Origin of the sequence: Oerskovia enterophila (genome assembly GCF_044748475.1) — a bacterium.
Taxonomy (GTDB): Bacteria; Actinomycetota; Actinomycetes; order Actinomycetales; family Cellulomonadaceae; genus Oerskovia; species Oerskovia enterophila.
The window spans coordinates 649,977-665,979 of the sequence record NZ_JBIVFZ010000001.1 but is presented as its reverse complement, the minus strand read 5'-3'; the positions used below and the strand labels follow the sequence as shown (position 1 = coordinate 665,979).

General features: G+C 72.9%; 16 protein-coding genes. 7 read left to right on the top strand and 9 right to left on the bottom strand.

Annotation, left to right across the window (positions count from 1 at the left end):
* Nucleotides 1-5: 5 nt before the first annotated feature.
* Nucleotides 6-1,223, bottom strand: coding sequence for a YeiH family protein (locus tag ACIPWA_RS02870; protein ID WP_400287989.1), 1,218 nt, complete (start codon nucleotides 1,221-1,223; stop codon nucleotides 6-8).
* 69 nt (nucleotides 1,224-1,292) lie between these two features.
* On the opposite strand from ACIPWA_RS02870, the gene ACIPWA_RS02865 reads away from it, so the two are divergent.
* Entirely contained in the window at nucleotides 1,293-2,366 is a 1,074-nt protein-coding gene (locus tag ACIPWA_RS02865) for a LysR family transcriptional regulator (protein WP_400287987.1), read from the top strand.
* Between the two features lie 152 nt (nucleotides 2,367-2,518).
* On the opposite strand, the gene ACIPWA_RS02860 is transcribed toward ACIPWA_RS02865, so the two are convergent.
* Together ACIPWA_RS02860 and gltX are read right to left on the bottom strand one after the other, a co-directional pair.
* Entirely contained in the window at nucleotides 2,519-3,355 is an 837-nt protein-coding gene (locus tag ACIPWA_RS02860) for an HAD family hydrolase (protein WP_400287985.1), read from the bottom strand.
* Complete coding sequence (gene gltX, locus ACIPWA_RS02855; protein WP_400287983.1) at nucleotides 3,352-4,941, bottom strand: glutamate--tRNA ligase; 1,590 nt, start codon at nucleotides 4,939-4,941, stop codon at nucleotides 3,352-3,354. Before gltX ends, ACIPWA_RS02860 begins: the two co-directional genes overlap by 4 nt.
* On the opposite strand from gltX, the gene glsA reads away from it, so the two are divergent.
* The gene (gene glsA / locus ACIPWA_RS02850) at nucleotides 4,940-6,340 is read left to right on the top strand and encodes a glutaminase A (protein ID WP_400287981.1); all 1,401 of its coding nucleotides are present in this window, start codon (nucleotides 4,940-4,942) and stop codon (nucleotides 6,338-6,340) included. The two genes, gltX and glsA, sit on opposite strands and share 2 nt — an antisense overlap.
* 90 nt (nucleotides 6,341-6,430) lie before the next feature.
* On the opposite strand, the gene ACIPWA_RS02845 is transcribed toward glsA, so the two are convergent.
* Nucleotides 6,431-7,213, bottom strand: coding sequence for a fumarylacetoacetate hydrolase family protein (locus ACIPWA_RS02845; RefSeq protein ID WP_056648194.1), 783 nt, complete (start codon nucleotides 7,211-7,213; stop codon nucleotides 6,431-6,433).
* A gap of 143 nt (nucleotides 7,214-7,356) precedes the next feature.
* A complete protein-coding gene (locus ACIPWA_RS02840) occupies nucleotides 7,357-8,166 on the bottom strand; it encodes a class I SAM-dependent methyltransferase (protein ID WP_056648269.1) in 810 nt (269 codons plus the stop codon).
* A gap of 267 nt (nucleotides 8,167-8,433) precedes the next feature.
* On the opposite strand from ACIPWA_RS02840, the gene ACIPWA_RS02835 reads away from it, so the two are divergent.
* Nucleotides 8,434-9,747: a heparan-alpha-glucosaminide N-acetyltransferase domain-containing protein gene (locus ACIPWA_RS02835; protein ID WP_400287980.1), complete on the top strand. Its 1,314-nt coding sequence runs from the start codon at nucleotides 8,434-8,436 to the stop codon at nucleotides 9,745-9,747.
* Nucleotides 9,744-10,751: an aldo/keto reductase gene (locus tag ACIPWA_RS02830; protein ID WP_400287979.1), complete on the top strand. Its 1,008-nt coding sequence runs from the start codon at nucleotides 9,744-9,746 to the stop codon at nucleotides 10,749-10,751. The genes ACIPWA_RS02835 and ACIPWA_RS02830 overlap by 4 nt, the downstream gene beginning before the upstream one ends.
* Before the next feature lies 1 nt (nucleotide 10,752).
* Here the strand turns inward: ACIPWA_RS02830 and ACIPWA_RS02825 are convergent, their stop codons facing one another.
* Complete coding sequence (locus ACIPWA_RS02825; RefSeq protein WP_400287978.1) at nucleotides 10,753-11,559, bottom strand: hypothetical protein; 807 nt, start codon at nucleotides 11,557-11,559, stop codon at nucleotides 10,753-10,755.
* Between the two features lie 209 nt (nucleotides 11,560-11,768).
* Between ACIPWA_RS02825 and ACIPWA_RS02820 the strand changes: the two genes are divergently transcribed.
* Genes ACIPWA_RS02820 through crcB form a run of 3 tightly spaced genes read left to right on the top strand, consistent with a single transcriptional unit; the run spans nucleotide 11,769 to nucleotide 13,110 of the window.
* On the top strand, nucleotides 11,769-12,287 hold the full coding sequence (locus tag ACIPWA_RS02820) for a universal stress protein (RefSeq protein WP_400287977.1): 519 nt from the start codon (nucleotides 11,769-11,771) through the stop codon (nucleotides 12,285-12,287).
* The gene (locus ACIPWA_RS02815; RefSeq protein ID WP_400287976.1) at nucleotides 12,287-12,736 is read left to right on the top strand and encodes a fluoride efflux transporter FluC; all 450 of its coding nucleotides are present in this window, start codon (nucleotides 12,287-12,289) and stop codon (nucleotides 12,734-12,736) included. The genes ACIPWA_RS02820 and ACIPWA_RS02815 overlap by 1 nt, the downstream gene beginning before the upstream one ends.
* Complete coding sequence (gene crcB / locus ACIPWA_RS02810; protein WP_400287975.1) at nucleotides 12,733-13,110, top strand: fluoride efflux transporter CrcB; 378 nt, start codon at nucleotides 12,733-12,735, stop codon at nucleotides 13,108-13,110. Before ACIPWA_RS02815 ends, crcB begins: the two co-directional genes overlap by 4 nt.
* A 113-nt stretch (nucleotides 13,111-13,223) precedes the next feature.
* Here crcB and ACIPWA_RS02805 read toward each other — a convergent pair whose 3' ends face one another.
* From ACIPWA_RS02805 to ureG, 3 genes are all read right to left on the bottom strand, one after another.
* Nucleotides 13,224-14,156, bottom strand: a complete 933-nt coding sequence (locus ACIPWA_RS02805) for an urea transporter (RefSeq protein ID WP_400287974.1) — start codon at nucleotides 14,154-14,156, stop codon at nucleotides 13,224-13,226.
* A 94-nt stretch (nucleotides 14,157-14,250) separates the two neighbouring features.
* Entirely contained in the window at nucleotides 14,251-15,315 is a 1,065-nt protein-coding gene (locus ACIPWA_RS02800; protein ID WP_400287973.1) for an urease accessory protein UreD, read from the bottom strand.
* On the bottom strand, nucleotides 15,312-15,947 hold the full coding sequence (ureG, locus tag ACIPWA_RS02795; protein WP_056648213.1) for an urease accessory protein UreG: 636 nt from the start codon (nucleotides 15,945-15,947) through the stop codon (nucleotides 15,312-15,314). Before ureG ends, ACIPWA_RS02800 begins: the two co-directional genes overlap by 4 nt.
* Between the last annotated feature and the right edge of the window lie 56 nt (nucleotides 15,948-16,003).

The following is a 16,003-nucleotide window of genomic DNA, read 5'->3' as shown; positions in this document are numbered from 1 at the left end:
GAGGCTCAGGTCAGCGCCAGCACCGCCACGAGCGAGGTTCCGGTCACGACCGCGGCCGAGGCCGTCCCGAGCACGAGCGCGCGCCGGCCCGTGCGGACCAGGTGCGCGACGTCGACCCCGAGGCCCATCGCGAACATCGCGGCGGTGAAGAGCAACGTCGTGACCACGGTCGTCACCTCCACGACGGACGCGGGCAGCAGGCCCGTGCTGCGCACCAGCACGGCCACGAGGAAGCCCACGACGAACAGGGGCACGGGTGGCGTCCTGCGGGCCGCACGGGCCCCCGTGGCGGCCTCGACGTCCGCAGGGCGCGCCACGCGCTCCCGACGCGCCCGCAGCACCCCGGCACCCGCGACGAGCGGCGCGAGCAGCACGACCCGGGCCAGCTTGCTCACGGTCGCGGTCGCGAGCGCCGCGGCGGAGATCGCACCTCCTGCGGTCACGACCTGGGCGACCTCCTGGACGCTCGCCCCGATCCAGAGCCCCGCGCGGTCGTCGGCGAGCCCGAGCAGCCCGGCGAGCCACGGCAGGACGAAGATCGCGAGCGACCCGAAGATCGTCACGAGCGCGAGGGCCGTCGCCACGGCGTCGTCGGCCTCGCGGCGCGACTCGTCGTCGTCGCCTCCCCCGACCACGCCCTGCATGGCCGAGATAGCGGCCGCGCCGCAGATCGAGAACCCTGTCGCGACGAGCAGCGACGTCACGCGCGGGACGCGCAGCGCCCGCCCCAGGGCGAGCGTCGCGCTGAAGGTCACGGCGACCGTGATCGCCACGACCGCGAGGCCGCGCCAACCGAGCGCGAGGACCTCGGGCAGCGAGAGCTGGAGCCCCAGCAGGACCACGCCCGCGCGCAGGACGCGCATCGCGGTCCACCGCGTCCCCTCCTGGGTCCGGGCGGTGAGGGCGTCCGCCCACCGCCCGGCACGCGTCGTCCGCCCGACGGCGTCGCTCGCCCCGTGCACGCGGCGCAGGCTTCCGAGCACCGAGCCGACGACGGCCCCGACGAGCAGGGACAGCACGAGGGGCGAGAGCGGGACCACCTGGGCGAGGAGGTAGGCGACGACGGTCGCGAGCGCGCAGAGGGCGAGCCCTGGGGCTGCGCGGCGGATCCAGGGGGCCGGAGCGGCGGCCACGGCCGAGGGGGCGGGGCCGGGCGTGGTGGGCCGGCGGGCGGCGGGGTCGACGTCCGGGGTGGGGGTGTCGAGGTCGGTCGTGGGGGTCATGCTTCCACCGTGCCGCGACGAGAACGGCGCCGGAAGGCCTACCTGGCGACCGAGCCATAGGATGAAGCTATGGCCGAGACCGCCCCGCAGCACCTCCCGAACACCCCTCCCCCGCGCCGGGACCGGACGTCGCTGGGCCTCCTGGAGCTGCTCGTCGCGACCGACAGCCACGGCTCGATCAGCGCCGCCGCACGAGCGCTGGGCATCTCCCAGCCCAGCGCCTCGGCCGGCATGCGGCGCCTCGAGAAGCACCTGGGGCTCGAGCTCGTCGCACGCTCGACGCGCGGCGCCCGCCTCACCGAGACCGGGCGCGCGACCGCGACCTGGGCCCGCGAGGTCATCGACGCCTCGGACCGCTTCGAGACCTCGGCCGCGGCGCTGCGCGAGGCCCCCTCGGCCCGGATCCGCCTGGCGGCCAGCCTGACGATCGCCGAGTACCTCGCCCCTCGCTGGCTCGCGACGCTCGCGCTCGACGGACTGACCCCGGCGCCCGGGGCCGGAGCGGCGACCGGTCCGGCGTCGAGACCGGGCGGCTCGTCGGAGCAGCGCGGCCCGTCGGTGGCCGCCCGAGGGCCCGCCTCCCCCGACGTCGAGCTGCTCGTGCGCAACTCCCGCAGCGTCATGGAGCTCGTGCTGTCGGACGACGCCGAGCTCGGCTTCATCGAGAGCTCGACCCTGCGGCGCGGGCTGCACAGCCGCACCCTGGCCCACGACGAGCTGGTCGTGGTCGTCGCGGCGACGCACCCGTGGGCCGGGCGGCGACGGCGCACCGCGACGGTCGATGAGCTGGTGACCGGTGGGCTCGTCGTCCGCGAGCGCGGCTCGGGAACACGCGAGACGCTCGAGAAGTCGCTCGTGGCGGCCGGCGCCCGCCTCCCCGACCACCTGCCCTACCTGGGCTCGACCGCGTCGCTCAAGACCGCGGTGCAGTACGGCGGCGCGGTCGCCGTGCTGTCCCGGCTGACGGTCGCGGACGACCTTGCTCGCGGCACGCTCGCAGAGATCCAGGTGCCCGGTCTCGACCTCTCACGGCGGCTGCGGGTGGTCTGGAAAGACGGCACCGAGCTCTCGGCGGCGGCCAGACGCATCGCGGCGGTCGCGGCCGGGAGCGCCGGAGCGCCGCGCTCGAGGACCGTGCGGTAGGTCACGGGCCAGCGATCAACCTCACCGCGAGATAGAACGTGCTGCGCGAGGTAGGACGCGCCGCGCACTACCTCACGCAGCACGTTCTACCTCGCGACCGGCAAGCCCACAGCCGTGTGCCGGACCGGTGACAGCGGCAGGGGCCCGACCGGTCAGCGCCCCGCGAGCACCAGGTCGCCGACCTCGTCGAGCGTCGCCACGACGTGCACCCCCGCCGCGCGCGCGGCCTCGGGGTCCTCCTCGTGCGGGCCACCACGCCGGGTGCCGGGGCGGTCGATCCACACGCCCGTCAGACCTGCGGTGGCCGCGGCCCGCGCGTCGACGTCGAGCTCGTCGCCCACGTAGACCGTGCGCGCCGGGTCCGTGCCCAGGCGCGCGCACGCCTCGAGGAAGACCCGCGGGTCCGGCTTGCCGAAGCCCAGGGTGTCGACGCCCACGAGCATGGGCACGTCCGAGAGCCCCGACCGGGCCAGCTTGTCCGTCTGGAGCGCGACCGACGCGTTGGAGAGCGCGCCCACCTTGACCCCTGCGGCGGCGAGCCGCCCGAGGACCGGTGCGGCGTCTTCGTGCGCGCGCCAGCTCTCCTCGAACGTGCCCCAGAAGACCGTCTTCCACGCCGCGTACCCGTCCTCGTCGAGGACCGCACCGCCGAACGTCTCCTGCAGCTCGTTCGCACGCAGCATGCGCTGCCCGTCGAACGTCAGCTCGCCGCGCGTGTACGCGCGGTACCAGCCGTGCGGGTCGCTCCGCCAGAGCGCGAGGACCTCGCCGTACCGCTCGACCGGCAGGTGGGGCAGGTACACCGCGCACACCGCGTCGATCGCGAGCGCGAACGCGCCGCGGGTGTCGACGAGCGTGTCGTCGACGTCGAACAGGACACCGTCCACACCGTCGACAGCACCGCCGGGCGCCACGTCCCCCGCGAGGGGAGCGACACCGTCGGGGAGCGAGGGCAGCACTGCGCCGGGCGACGGCTCGGACGCGGTCACAGCGACGCGCGCAGCGCCCGCAGACGCGCCAGGGTGGACTCCTTGCCGAGGATCTCCATCGACTCGAACAGCGGCGGCGACACGCGGCGACCCGTCACGGCCACGCGCAGCGGCGTGAACGCGAAGCGGGGCTTGATGCCCATCTCCTCGACCAGGACGGCCTTGAGCGCCTCCTGGATCGGGTCCGTCGAGAAGTCGGCCAGGGCGTCGAGCACGCGGATCGCGGCGTCGAGCACGGCCGGGGCCTCCTCGCGCAGCGCAGCGCGCGCCTCGTCCTCGACGGGCACCGCGTCGTCGGCCACGAACAGGAAGCCGAGCATGCCCTTGGCCTCGCCGAGCAGGACCATGCGCTCCTGCACGAGCGGTGCGCCCGCCGTGACGAGCGCCTGGTGCTCGGCCGAGAGGTCCGCGAACGAGTCGGCCGGGACGAACCCGCCCTGGTGCAGGTACGGGACCAGGCGGTCGCGGAAGTCCTCGGGGGCCAGCATGCGCAGGTGCGTCGCGTTGATGGCCTCGGCCTTCTTCAGGTCGAAGCGGGCCGGGTTCGGGTTGACGTCGGCGACGTCGAACGCCGCGACCATCTCCTCGACCGAGAAGATGTCGTTGTCCGCGGAGATGCTCCAGCCCAGCAGCGCGAGGTAGTTGAGCAGCCCCTCGGGCGTGAAGCCGCGCTCCTTGTGCAGGAACAGGTTCGACTCGGGGTCGCGCTTGGAGAGCTTCTTGTTGCCCTCGCCCATGACGTACGGCAGGTGGCCGAACTGGGGCATGACGTGCGCGACGCCCAGCTCGAGCAGCGCGCGGTACAGCACGACCTGGCGCGGCGTCGAGGACAGCAGGTCCTCGCCGCGCAGCACGTGCGTGATGCCCATCAGGGCGTCGTCGACCGGGTTGACCAGCGTGTACAGGGGCTGGCCGTTGCCGCGCACGATCACGTAGTCCGGGACCGAGCCCGCACCGAACGAGATCTCGCCGCGCACCAGGTCCGTGAACGCCACGTCCGTGTCCGGCATGCGCATGCGCAGCACGGGCTCGCGGCCCTCGGCGCGGAACGCCGCCTTCTGCTCGTCGGTCAGCGTGCGGTCGAACCCGTCGTAGCCCATGGCCTTGGGGCGACCGGCCGCGACGTTGCGCGCCTCGATCTCCTCGGGCGTCGAGAAGGACTCGTACGCGTAGCCGCCCTCGACGAGCCGGCGGATGACGTCCTGGTAGATGTCACCGCGCTGCGACTGGCGGTAGGGCTCGTGCGGGCCGCCGACCTCGACTCCCTCGTCCCAGTCCATGCCGAGCCAGCGCAGCGCCTCGAGGAGTTGCTGGTAGCTCTCCTCGGAGTCGCGCGCGGCGTCGGTGTCCTCGATGCGGAAGACGAACGTCCCGCCCACGTGCCGGGCGTACGCCCAGTTGAACAGCGCCGTGCGGATGAGGCCGACGTGCGGCGTACCGGTGGGCGACGGGCAGAAGCGGACGCGGACGGGCGAGGAACCAGGTGCAGGGATCACGTCCCACAGCCTATCGCCGCTGGGTCCCGGGGACCGTGCGCGGCCCGTCGCCGGGCACCGAGCACGCCCCGCGGGCACAATCGCGTACATGCCCTCCTCCTCGCAGTCCCCGCCCGACCCGGGCCGCACCGGTGCGAGCGAGCTCATCGCCGACGCGCTCGCCGCGGTCCACGAGGCGTTCCGCGACCTCGACGAGGGCACGGTCGCGACGTACATCCCCGAGCTCGCCACGGCCGACCGCTCGCTGTTCGGCGTGGCCCTCGCAGGAGTCACGGGCAGCATCTACACCGCGGGCGACGCCGACACCCCCTTCACCATCCAGTCGCTGTCCAAGCCGTTCGTGTTCGCGCTGGCCCTCATGGACCGGGGGCTCGCCGAGGTCCTCGAGCACGTGGGTGCCGAGCCGAGCGGCGAGGGGTTCAACTCGATCCGCCTGGACCCCGCCACGGGGCGCCCGCCCAACCCCATGGTCAACGCGGGCGCGATCGTCACGACGTCCCTGGTCCGCGGGGCCTCCGAGGAGGAGCGCTTCGCGCGCATCCTCGACCTGCTCGGCGCGTTCGCGGGTCGCCCGCTCGACGTCGACGGGCGCGTCTACGTGAGCGAGTCCGAGACGGGAGACCGCAACCGCGCGATCGCCTACCTCATGCACAGCGCCGGCTCGCTCACCGCGGACGTCGAGGCCACGCTCGACACGTACTTCCGCCAGTGCTCGGTCCTGGTCACGGCCCGCGACCTCGCGGTGATGTCGGCGACGCTCGCGAACGGGGGCGTCAACCCGGTCACGGGCGAGCGCGTGGTCGACGAGGTCGTGACCGAGTGGGTCCTGGCCGTCATGGCCACGAGCGGCATGTACGACTACGCGGGCGAGTGGCTGCTGCGGGCGGGACTGCCGGCCAAGAGCGGGGTCTCGGGCGGGCTCGTGTCGGTGGGCGTGGGGCAGTTCGGCCTGGGCCTGTTCAGCCCGCCGCTCGACGCGCGCGGCAACAGCGTCCGCTCGGTCGCGGCCGCGCAGGAGATCTCGCGGCAGTTCGACCTGCACCTCATGCACCGCCCCGACCGCGACGTGCCGACGCTCTACCGGAGCACGCGCGCCGACCGGCTGCGCCAGCTCGCGCACCGCACGCCCTCCCAGCTCCGCCGGCTCCGCGACCTGGGCTCGGCGATCTCGGTGCGGGCAGTCCAGGGCACGGTCGAGTTCGCGGCCGCCGAGACCATCCTGCGCTCGGTCGACGAGCTCCCCTCGCCCCTGCCGAGCGGCGAACGATGGCTGATCCTCGACCTGCACCGCACCTCGCGCGTCGTGACGCTCGGGGCCCAGCTCCTGCGCGGGCTCGTCGCACGCCTGCAGGGGCAGGGCGTGCACGTCGTGGTGGTCGACCCGTTCGAGCGCGGGTTGCTGCCCGGGGTCGACCAGGAGCTCACGACGTTCGAGGACGCGCAGCGCTGGTGCGAGGACCGGCTGCTCGAGGCGGCACGGGCCGCCTGACCCGGGGCGCTCGACCGGGTCGACGCCCGTCGTGGGCCGAGAGAGGGCCGCCGTCCCGCGAGGAACGGCGGCCCTCCGCCCCCACGACGGTCAGTTGCGGCGGACCACCGGGTTCGCCAGCACGCCCAGGCCCTCGACCTCGCACTCGACGCGGTCGCCCGCCTCGATGCGGCCCACGCCCGCGGGCGTGCCCGTGAGGATGACGTCGCCCGGGAGCAGCGTGAACGCCTCGGAGATGTACGACACCAGGTAGGGGATGTCGAAGATCATGTCGCGCGTGCGGCCGTCCTGGCGGATCTCGCCGTTGACGCGCGAGCGCACCGCGACGTCGTCGATGTCGAGGTCGGTGTCGATCCACGGGCCGAGCGGGCAGGCCGAGTCGAAGCCCTTGGCGCGGGCCCACTGGCCGTCGGTGCGCTGGGCGTCGCGTGCGGTCACGTCGTTCGCGATCGTGTAGCCCAGGATGTACGACGCGGCGTGCTCGGGGCTCACGTCCTTGGCCATGCGGCCGATCACGACCGCGAGCTCGGCCTCGTAGCTGACCTCCTCCGAGAAGTCGGGCAGCACGATGGGGTCGTCCGGACCCACGACCGAGGTGTTGGGCTTGAAGAAGATGAGCGGCGACGTCGGGACGTCGTTGCCCATCTCCGCGGCGTGGGCCGCGTAGTTGCGGCCGACCGCGACCACCTTGGAGCGCGGGATCACGGGCGCGAGGAGGCGGACGCCGTCCCCGAGCTCGATCCGTTCGCCCGTCGGCAGGACGGGCATGTAGAGGGGGTCGCCGTTGAGGACGGCGAGATAGGTCTTGCCCGCCTCCTCCTGCACGAGGGCGTAGCGGGGGTCTTCTCCGGTGGTGAATCTGGCGATGCGCACGAGCCCAGCCTACCGACGAGAAGGCCGCGGTCCCCTGGGCGGGGGTCCGCGGCCTTCTCGTGGTGGTCGTGCTGGTGCGTGCGGCGCGTCGCGCCTGCGGTTCGTCAGCGTGTCCGTCGCAGCGGCGAGGCCCGACGGCGGCGCTAGGCCCGGGCGAGCACCTCGCCGTTGAGGACGGCGAACCATCCGGCAGGCTCCTCGGCCCAGCGCAGCCACTCCTGCGCGAGCTGCTCGAGGGCGACGTCGTCCGCGAGCGCCGACTCCTTGGCCTGGACGGCGAAGTTGGAGGCGATGCAGCGCTCGGCCCACAGGCCGCCCCACCAGGCGCGGTCGGTGGGGGTCGAGTAGCACCAGACGCCGGCGGACGGCACGATCCCGGCGGGGTCGAACCCGGCCTCCTGGACCCAGGCGAGGAGGCGACGGCCTGCGTCGGCCTGGTAGCCGTAGGCGTGCGTGACCTCGTGGTAGAGCTCGTTCCACTCGGTGAGGCCCGCGGACTCGGGGTACCAGGTCATGGCGGCGTAGTCGGCGTCGCGCACGGCGACGAGGCCGCCCGGCTTGGCGACGCGCTTCATCTCGCGCAGCGCGGCGAGCGGGTCGGAGAGGTGCTGGAGGAGCTGGTGGGCGAACACGACGTCGAACGTGTCGTCCGCGAACGGCAGCTCGTAGGCGTTGGCCTGCTGGAACGAGACGTTGCTCAGTCCTGAGCCGGCGGCGAGCTCACGGGCGCTGTCGAGCACCGCGGCCGAGGCGTCGACACCGATCACGGTGCCTCCGGGCACGTGCCGCGCGAGGTCGACGGTCACGGTCGCGGGACCGCAGCCGACGTCGAGGATCGAGTGGTCGGGGCGCAGGTGCGGCAGGAGGAACCCGGCGGAGTTCTCCGCGGTGCGCCACCGGTGCGAACGCAGGACGGACTCGTGGTGGCCGTGGGTGTACGACTCGGACTCCATGCTGGGAGTGCTGCCCAGGGCCCCGGTGGGGGCATCGGGTGCGTGGGTGTCGGGCGAGGCGTCGACGGTGACGTCCTGGTCCGGCGTGGGGGTGTGGGTCATGCTTGCACGGTAGAACGCTTCCACGGTTCCCACAGCCCCGTTCTCACATCATGGGCGGTGGAGGGTCGGGGTGCGGGTCGCGCGTCGTCGCGAGGCCCGGTCGGGCGCCCCCGCGGCCGGTGCGTCCTGCACGTGCGAGCCGGCTCCGGGGGGCAGGATTCTCCCGTGACCACCCCCGCGGCCGACCTGTCCCTCCCGAGCCTCGCGACGCCGTCGGGCGGGTTCTGGCGGCGGCACGCCGACCTTCTCCTGCCCGCGGGAGACCGCGTCCCCGGGGTGGACCTGGCGCGCGGGCTCGCGATCCTCGGGATGTTCGCGGCGCACGTGGGCGTCACGTCGGACGACTTCTCGACCGGGGAGGGCTGGCTCTCCCTGGTGCACGGACGGTCCTCGATCCTGTTCGCGGTGATCGCGGGCGTCTCGCTCGCGCTGGTCTCGGGGCGTCGCACCCCGCTGACGGGGGTCCCGGCGCTCCAGGCGCGCACGCGCATCCTGGTGCGGGCCGTCCTGCTCCTCGCGCTCGCGGGACTGCTCGATCTGCTGGGCACCCCGGTCGCGCTGATCCTGGGCTTCTACGCGGCGTACTTCGTCCTGGCGCTGCCGTTCCTGCGGTGGCCGCCGCCGCGGCTCGCGGGTCTCGCGCTGGTCGTGGCGGTCCTGGGCCCACCGGTCGCGTACTGGTGGCCCGAGATCATGCTGCGGGCCGAGCTCTGGCTGCCGATGGACGGCTCGGGCGCTCTGACGGACTTCCTCCTGACGGGCACGTACCCGGCCCTCGTGTGGATGGCGTTCGTGCTCGCGGGGCTCGCGGTCGGGCGGCTCGACCTGGCCTCGCGCCGTCTGCAGGTGTCGTTGCTCGGGGGCGGCCTCGTGACGTCGTTCGTCGCCTACATGGCGTCGGCGCTCGTCACGGGCAGCTGGCTGACGGCGGTGCTCGCGGGGAGCGGCCCGACGGCACTGATCGAGCAGCAGGCCGCGGACGCGTCGGGCGTCTACCAGCCCGAGCCGCTGCCGTGGTCCGCTCCCCTGCCGACGCCCGAGTACCTGTGGCTCGCGGGGCCGCACACGAACACGACCTTGGAGGTCCTGGGATCGGGTGGGTTCGCGCTCGCGGTCCTGGGCCTGTGCCTCCTGCTGGGATCGAGCCGTGCGGTGCTGCGCGTCCTGGCCCCGCTCGCGGCCGTGGGGTCCATGGCACTGACGGTGTACTGCCTGCAGGTCCTCGCGATCTGGGCGTGGGAGGACCAGCTCATGAGCGCGACCGGCAACGGCGAGCTCGCGCTGCTCGTCGTGGCGAGCCTGGTCTTCGCGACGGTGTGGCGCTGGGCGCTGGGGCGCGGTCCGCTCGAACGGTTCGTGGGCTGGGTGGCCGGGCGTGCGGCATCGATCCCCGCGGCACCGGCACCGGATCCCACCAGCCGGGACGACGGCCCGACGGCGCCGCCCACCCCGCGAGGCGACGTACAGTCGGGCGCATGACGACGTCTTCACCCACCGCCCCTGTCCGCCCCGAGGTCCGTCGCCTCGGCTCGTCCGGCCTCGCGGTCTCCGCGGTCGGCCTGGGCTGCAACAACCTGGGCCGCCCGCGCACCGCGACCGAGACCCTCGAGGGGGCGACGGCCCTGATCGACGCCGCGCTCGACGCGGGCATCACGTTCTTCGACGTCGCAGACGTCTACGGCGCCCGCCCCGGCCTGAGCGAGGAGCTGCTCGGCAAGGCGCTGGGCAGCCGCCGCGACGACGTGGTGGTCGCGACCAAGTTCGGCATGCCCATGCACGGCGCGAACGGCGAGGACTTCCGGGCACGCGGCTCGCGCCGGTACGTCGTCAAGGCCGTCGAGGCGTCGCTGCGGCGCCTCGGGACCGACTGGATCGACCTCTACCAGTTCCACACGCCGGACAAGCGCACGCCCGTCGAGGAGACGCTGTCCGCGCTCGACGACCTGGTCCGCGCGGGCAAGGTCCGCTACGTGGGGCACTCGAACCGTGCGGGGTGGCAGATCGCCGACGCCGAGTACCAGGCGCGCCTGGCGGGCACCGTCCGCTTCGTGTCGGCGCAGAACCAGTACAACCTGATCGACCGCGAGGCCGAGCTCGAGGTCCTGCCCGCCGCGAAGGCGTACGGGCTGGGCGTGCTGCCGTTCTTCCCGCTCGCGAACGGCCTGCTGACGGGCAAGTACGCGGACGGCACGGGGCCCGACGACGGCCGCCTGGTCCACAGCAAGCCGCACCTCCTCGAGTCCGCGCCCTGGCAGGCACTGAAGGCGCTCCACACGTTCGCGCGCGAGCGCGGCGTGACCGAGGTCGAGGTCGCGTTCGGGTGGCTGCTGGCCCAGCCGCAGGTGTCGAGCGTGATCGCGGGAGCGACCCGGCCCGAGCAGGTCGCCCAGAACGCCCAGGCCGGCGCCTGGGTCCCGTCGGCCGACGACCTCGCGGCCCTCGACGCGATCTTCCCGCCGGCCCGCAAGGTGGCGCCGTTCTAGGTCAGGACGCGAAGGGCGCTTCGACGTCGACGTAGAGGCTGCTGACCCGGAACGTCACGGCGCGCTCCAGGGCGGCCAGGGCCGACGGCTTGTCGAAGTCGAACACCTGGAGCTGGGCGCTCTCGCCCGGGGGCACCACGACCTCGGTCGCGGCGCCCCACAGGAGCACGTCGCCCGCGGCGTCCAGCGCGTGGATCTCGAAGGCCAGCACGTGCTCCTCCTCGTCGAGGTTGGTGATCGTCACGGGCAGCCCGGCGTCCTCGGCGCGCGTGCCGTCGTCGCTCAGGTGCCCCGTGGGATCGGCGGCCGTGAGTGCGAGGTACTCGGGGACCACGACGCCGGTGCCGAGCACGAGGGCCGTGTCGCCCGTCGCCGCCGGGGGCTCGACCGGGAGTCCCGTCGAAGTCGGTGCGGGCTCCTGCTCGTCGAGCACGCCACCTGCGGACGGTTCGTCACCCACCCCCGCGCGAGCGGGGGGCGTCCCGTTCCCCGCGACGAGCAGCGTCACCGCGACGACCAGCACGACCAGCCCCCCGACGGCGGCGGCGACCGCGAGCACCTGCCGGCCGCCCGCCGACCGGCGCTCCTGGACCATGCCGACGACGGCCAGCCCGACCGCGACGACCGCCGGGACCACGGCGAGGACCCGGAGCGCTGGGAGGAAGCACAGCGGGACGGCGAGCACCACGAGCAGCACGGCTGCGAGGGGCGCCAGGCTCGGCGCTGCGGGCGCGGACGGGGCCGCTGGAGCGGGAGCGCCCCGGTCGAGCGTGCTGCCCGGGGCAGCGCTGCGGGACTGGTCTGACATGTATCTCCTCGGAGGAAGGTCGATCACGAGAGGCGGCACCACCCCTGCCTGGCGCCGCGGCCGGTCGACTGCCCCGCGGCGGGCCCCATTGTGCCGAAGAACCAGCACCTGGGAGGACACGACCGCTCGCCGGGACGCGGTCCGCTCTCGATCCTGCGCCCGCAGCACCTCCTCGGGCATGCCCTCCGCTTCCGACCTACCCTCGAAGCATGGGAGAGAACACGGGGCTCGACCCGCAACCAGTCGTCCTCGGCGTTGCCCCCGGGCAACCCGACCACATCCTCCACGACGCGGCCCGCTTCGCGACGCAGTTCGGCACCGAGCTGATCTGCGCGCACGTGAACGCCGGTCGCTTCGCGGTGTCGGAGGACTCGGCCGGGGCGGTGACGTCGGCCCCGATCGACCCGGACTACCACGACGAGCGCGAGGACGAGTTCGACCCTGCGCTCGCGGCCCGTCTCGCCGCGGTGCTCGACCCGAGCGGTGTGCGCTGGAGCACGAGGCTCCTGGTCGGGGACACCGCCGATGCGCTGGCCCACCTCGCCGAGACGGTCGACGCGGCGATGATCGTCGTGGGCACGCACGAGCGCGGGTTCGGCGGGGGCGTCCAGGAGTTCTTCAACCGCTCGATCGCGGTCCACCTCGCGCACCGGCAGAACCGGCCCGTGGTGGTCGTCCCGGCCCGGCCCCCCAGGGTCGAGTCTCCGCTGCCCTGGGTGACGCGCTGATGGCCGCGGCGACGAGGCCCAGCTACCTGCGCTGGGCCTCGATCGGTCTCGTCATGATCGGAGGAGCGTTCGGCGCCGCGGGGCGCGAGGGCGTCTCGCTCGCGGTCCCCGACATCGACCAGCTGCCCATCGCGATCCCGATCGTCAACATCGTCGGGGCGTTCCTGCTGGGCTACCTCTACGAGGCCGTGGCCCGCCGCCTGCCGGGCGACCCGCGTGGGCCCCGGCTCAAGCTGCTCCTCGGGACCGGCTTCTGCGGCGGCTTCACGACGTACAGCTCGCTCGCGACCGACACCGCGATCCTGCTCGACAAGTCGCGCGTCGACCTGGCCCTCGTCTACGTCCTGGCGACCGTGCTGATCGGTGCGGTCGCGACGTTCGCGGGGATCGTCGTGGCGACCAAGGTCAACGCCCAGAAGCAGACCAGCGACGAGGGGACGGCGCGATGACGCTCGGCATCTTCCTCCTCCTCGCGATCGCCGGTGGTCTGGGAGCCGGGACGCGCTTCGTGGTCGACGGGCTGATCCGCTCGAAGGTCAAGTCGGCCTTCCCCTGGCCCACCGCGATCATCAACATGTCGGGCTCGCTCGTCCTGGGCGTCCTGACCGGACTGGTCGTGAGCAAGATCGCCTCGACCGACGTCAGCGCCGTGATCGGCACGGGCTTCCTGGGCGGCTATACGACGTTCAGCACCGCGAGCTACGAGGCCGTCCAGCTCATCAAGCAGAAGCGCTACGGGACGGCGTTCGCCTACTCGATCGGCATCCTCGTCGTGTGCGTCGCGCTCGCCTACGTGGGCTATCGCTGGGGCGCCTCGCTCTGAGGAGCCCATCCGTCGCCGTCGGGCAGGTGCGAGAACTCCCGTCACGCCCGACGGCGGCGCTCCCCTTCTCGGGGAGCGCCGCCGTCAGGCCGTGCGTGCTGTGAGAACGCCGCTCAGGACCGCTTGAGCGCCGGGACGAACGCCGCGATGATCAGGAACACCCACGTGGTGAGGATGTAGGGCCACGTGTAGACCGGGCCGCTCGTGAGGTCGTGCATCAGGAGCGTGACCGCGGCCGTCGCGACCGTGCCGATCAGCGCGTAGACCCAGGACGCGGTCGTGCTGCGCAGGAAGACCACCGCGAGCGCGATCGCCGTCAGGACGCCCGAGTAGCCCTCGAGCCCGTTGGCCGTGTTCTGCAGGTTCTCGCCGAACGCCAGGGCGCACAGGCTCCCGACGACGCTGCCCATGACGGCCGCGAGGCCCACCTTCCACGAGGCGACGAACAGTCCCAGCAGGATCAGCGCGCCGCCCCACAGGCTGTTGACCAGCACGACCTCCGACACGTTGGTCAGCAACGAGCGGAAGAAGGCCGTCGTGGTGTCGTCGGCCACGTGCGTGCCGGCCGAGGAGACGTGCAGGCTCGTGGTGGTGACGTACATGATCCCGGCGACCGTGCAGAACGGGGCCGTGGTGGCGGGCAGCGCGAACCGCTTGAGCGGCTCGGTACCGAACAGCCACACGAAGAACCACGTCACCGGGGCGCACAGCAGGCCACCGATGAGCGCGACGACGTACGACCACGCCTGGTCGCCGCCCATCGCCGCGAACACCGCGGCACCGACCAGTGCGCCGCAGAAGCCCTGCAGGCCCATCTCGACGTTGTCCGCGCCGACCTTCATCAGGTAGCCCGCGGCCGTCGAGGCGACCGTCCCGACGACGACCAGCAGGGCCATGCGCCAGTCCGCGACCACGAAGGCCGCGAGGATCAGCAGACCCGTCCAGACGTTCTTCTGGAAGAAGATCTGCGACAGGCCGTGGGCCAGGGAACCGGCCGTCACCGCCGCCGCGTTCGAAGGTGCTGTCGTTGCGTTCGTCGCTGACATGTCATCTCCTTGCTGGTCGGGTGTCGGGTCGAGCGGTCGGTGGGGCGGGGGCGTCCTGGGTCAGGAGGGACGAGGCCTTGGCGTTCATGGGACCTCAGCTCTTCCGGATCAGCGGAGCCTCGACCCCCGTGAGGAGCAGGCGCACCGCCTGCCAGGCCGCGGTGTTCGCGTGGGCCACCGCCTCGGTGTCGTCCCCGACGATCCGCACCCAGACGCCCGTGTCCCCCGGCAGGGCGCTCACGCCGAGGAACAGGTCCTCCTCGAACCGTTCGGCGAGCACCGAGTGCAGCAGGTCGGCGAGCTGGGCCGCAGGGGCCAGGGGCGTGAGGACGTAGAGCATCGACAGCACGTCCCTGTCGCCGAGCACCGCGAGGCCACCGGTCCGCCCGTCCTCGGGCGTGAGCCGCACGCGGTCGAGCGCGACGATCTTCCCGTCCGGTCGTCGGACCTCGAAGTCCGAGGCGAAGACCGTGTACCGGTGCCGCTCGTCCCGTGCCAGCCGGCCCGCGAAGACCGTCTCCCCCGCCACGAGCGTGGCCGACTCGTCGAGCGTGACCCGCGTCCGCTGGTAGAGCCGCGAGTCGGCGAACGGGATCGCGGGATCAGGCAGGTACTCCGCATACGCGCCCGCACCGACCTCGATGTTGGTCTGGGCGACCGCGTAGTCGTGCTCCATCCGGTACACCTTGGTGTGCGCCGACGTCGTGACGTGCGCGGACGTCCCCGGACCGAACGTGAGGTCCGTCCGGAGCCGGTCACCCTGGAGGATGCCCCCGCCCGTCGACATGAGGTACGTGTACGGCATGTCGGGGCGCAGCGGGTCGTAGTACAGCGGACGCATGATCTGGAGCGGCGACTTCTGGTAGTGGTGGACCACCTCGGTGCCACGTTCGTTCTTGCCGAACTCGATCTCGAGGAGCCCCACCTTGCCCGGACTGCCCGTCGCCAGCGTGTCCAGGGTGCTGCCGTGCTGCAGGACCTCCCGCGGGACACGGTCCGGCTCGTAGTGCGGGGGCTGGAGGCGATAGCCGCCGTAGGCGTCCGCGCTCGCCCACGAGTCCCCTCGAGGGCCCGCGGGTCCCGGCGAGCCGGTCGGCTCGCCGGGCACCGCGTGCAGGGGTGCCGCTTCCGGCACGTCGGTCACGAGCTCCGCACTCATCCGACGAGCGCGCTTCGTCGGCCGTTCCACAGCGTGAAGATCTGCTCGTACAGCTCGTCGAGCCCCTGCCCCGTCAGCGAGTTGGTGAGCACGACGGGCTTGCCGTCGCGGACCCGTCGCGCGTCCGACTCCATGACCCCGAGGTCGGTCCGCACGTACTGCGCGATGTCGATCTTGTTGATCACCAGGATGTCCGACTCCGTGATACCCGGACCCCTCTTGCGGGGCATCTTCTCGCCCTCCGAGGTGTCCAGCACGAAGATGAACACGTCCGCGAGCGAGGGCGAGAAGGTGAGCGTCAGGTTGTCGCCCCCCGACTCGTAGATCAGCGTGTCGACCTCGGGGAACTTCTCGAGCATCTCCGCGCCCGCCGCGAGGTTCATGGTCGGGTCGTCGCGCACCGCGGTGTGCGGGCACGCCCCCGTCTCGACGCCCACGACCCGCTCGGGGTCGAGGATCCCCGCGAGCTCGCGTCGCACGTGCTGCGCATCCTCCTGCGTGTAGATGTCGTTGGTGATGACGGCCGGCTGACGCCCGGCCGCGAACAGCTTGGGCACCAGCGCCTCCGTGAGAGCGGTCTTGCCCGAACCCACCGGTCCGCCGATGCCGATCCTCAGGACGTTCTCGCTCATTCGACTGCCTCGTCTTTCTCGTCTGCCTGTATCTCTTGTCTACGTCTCGTCCGACG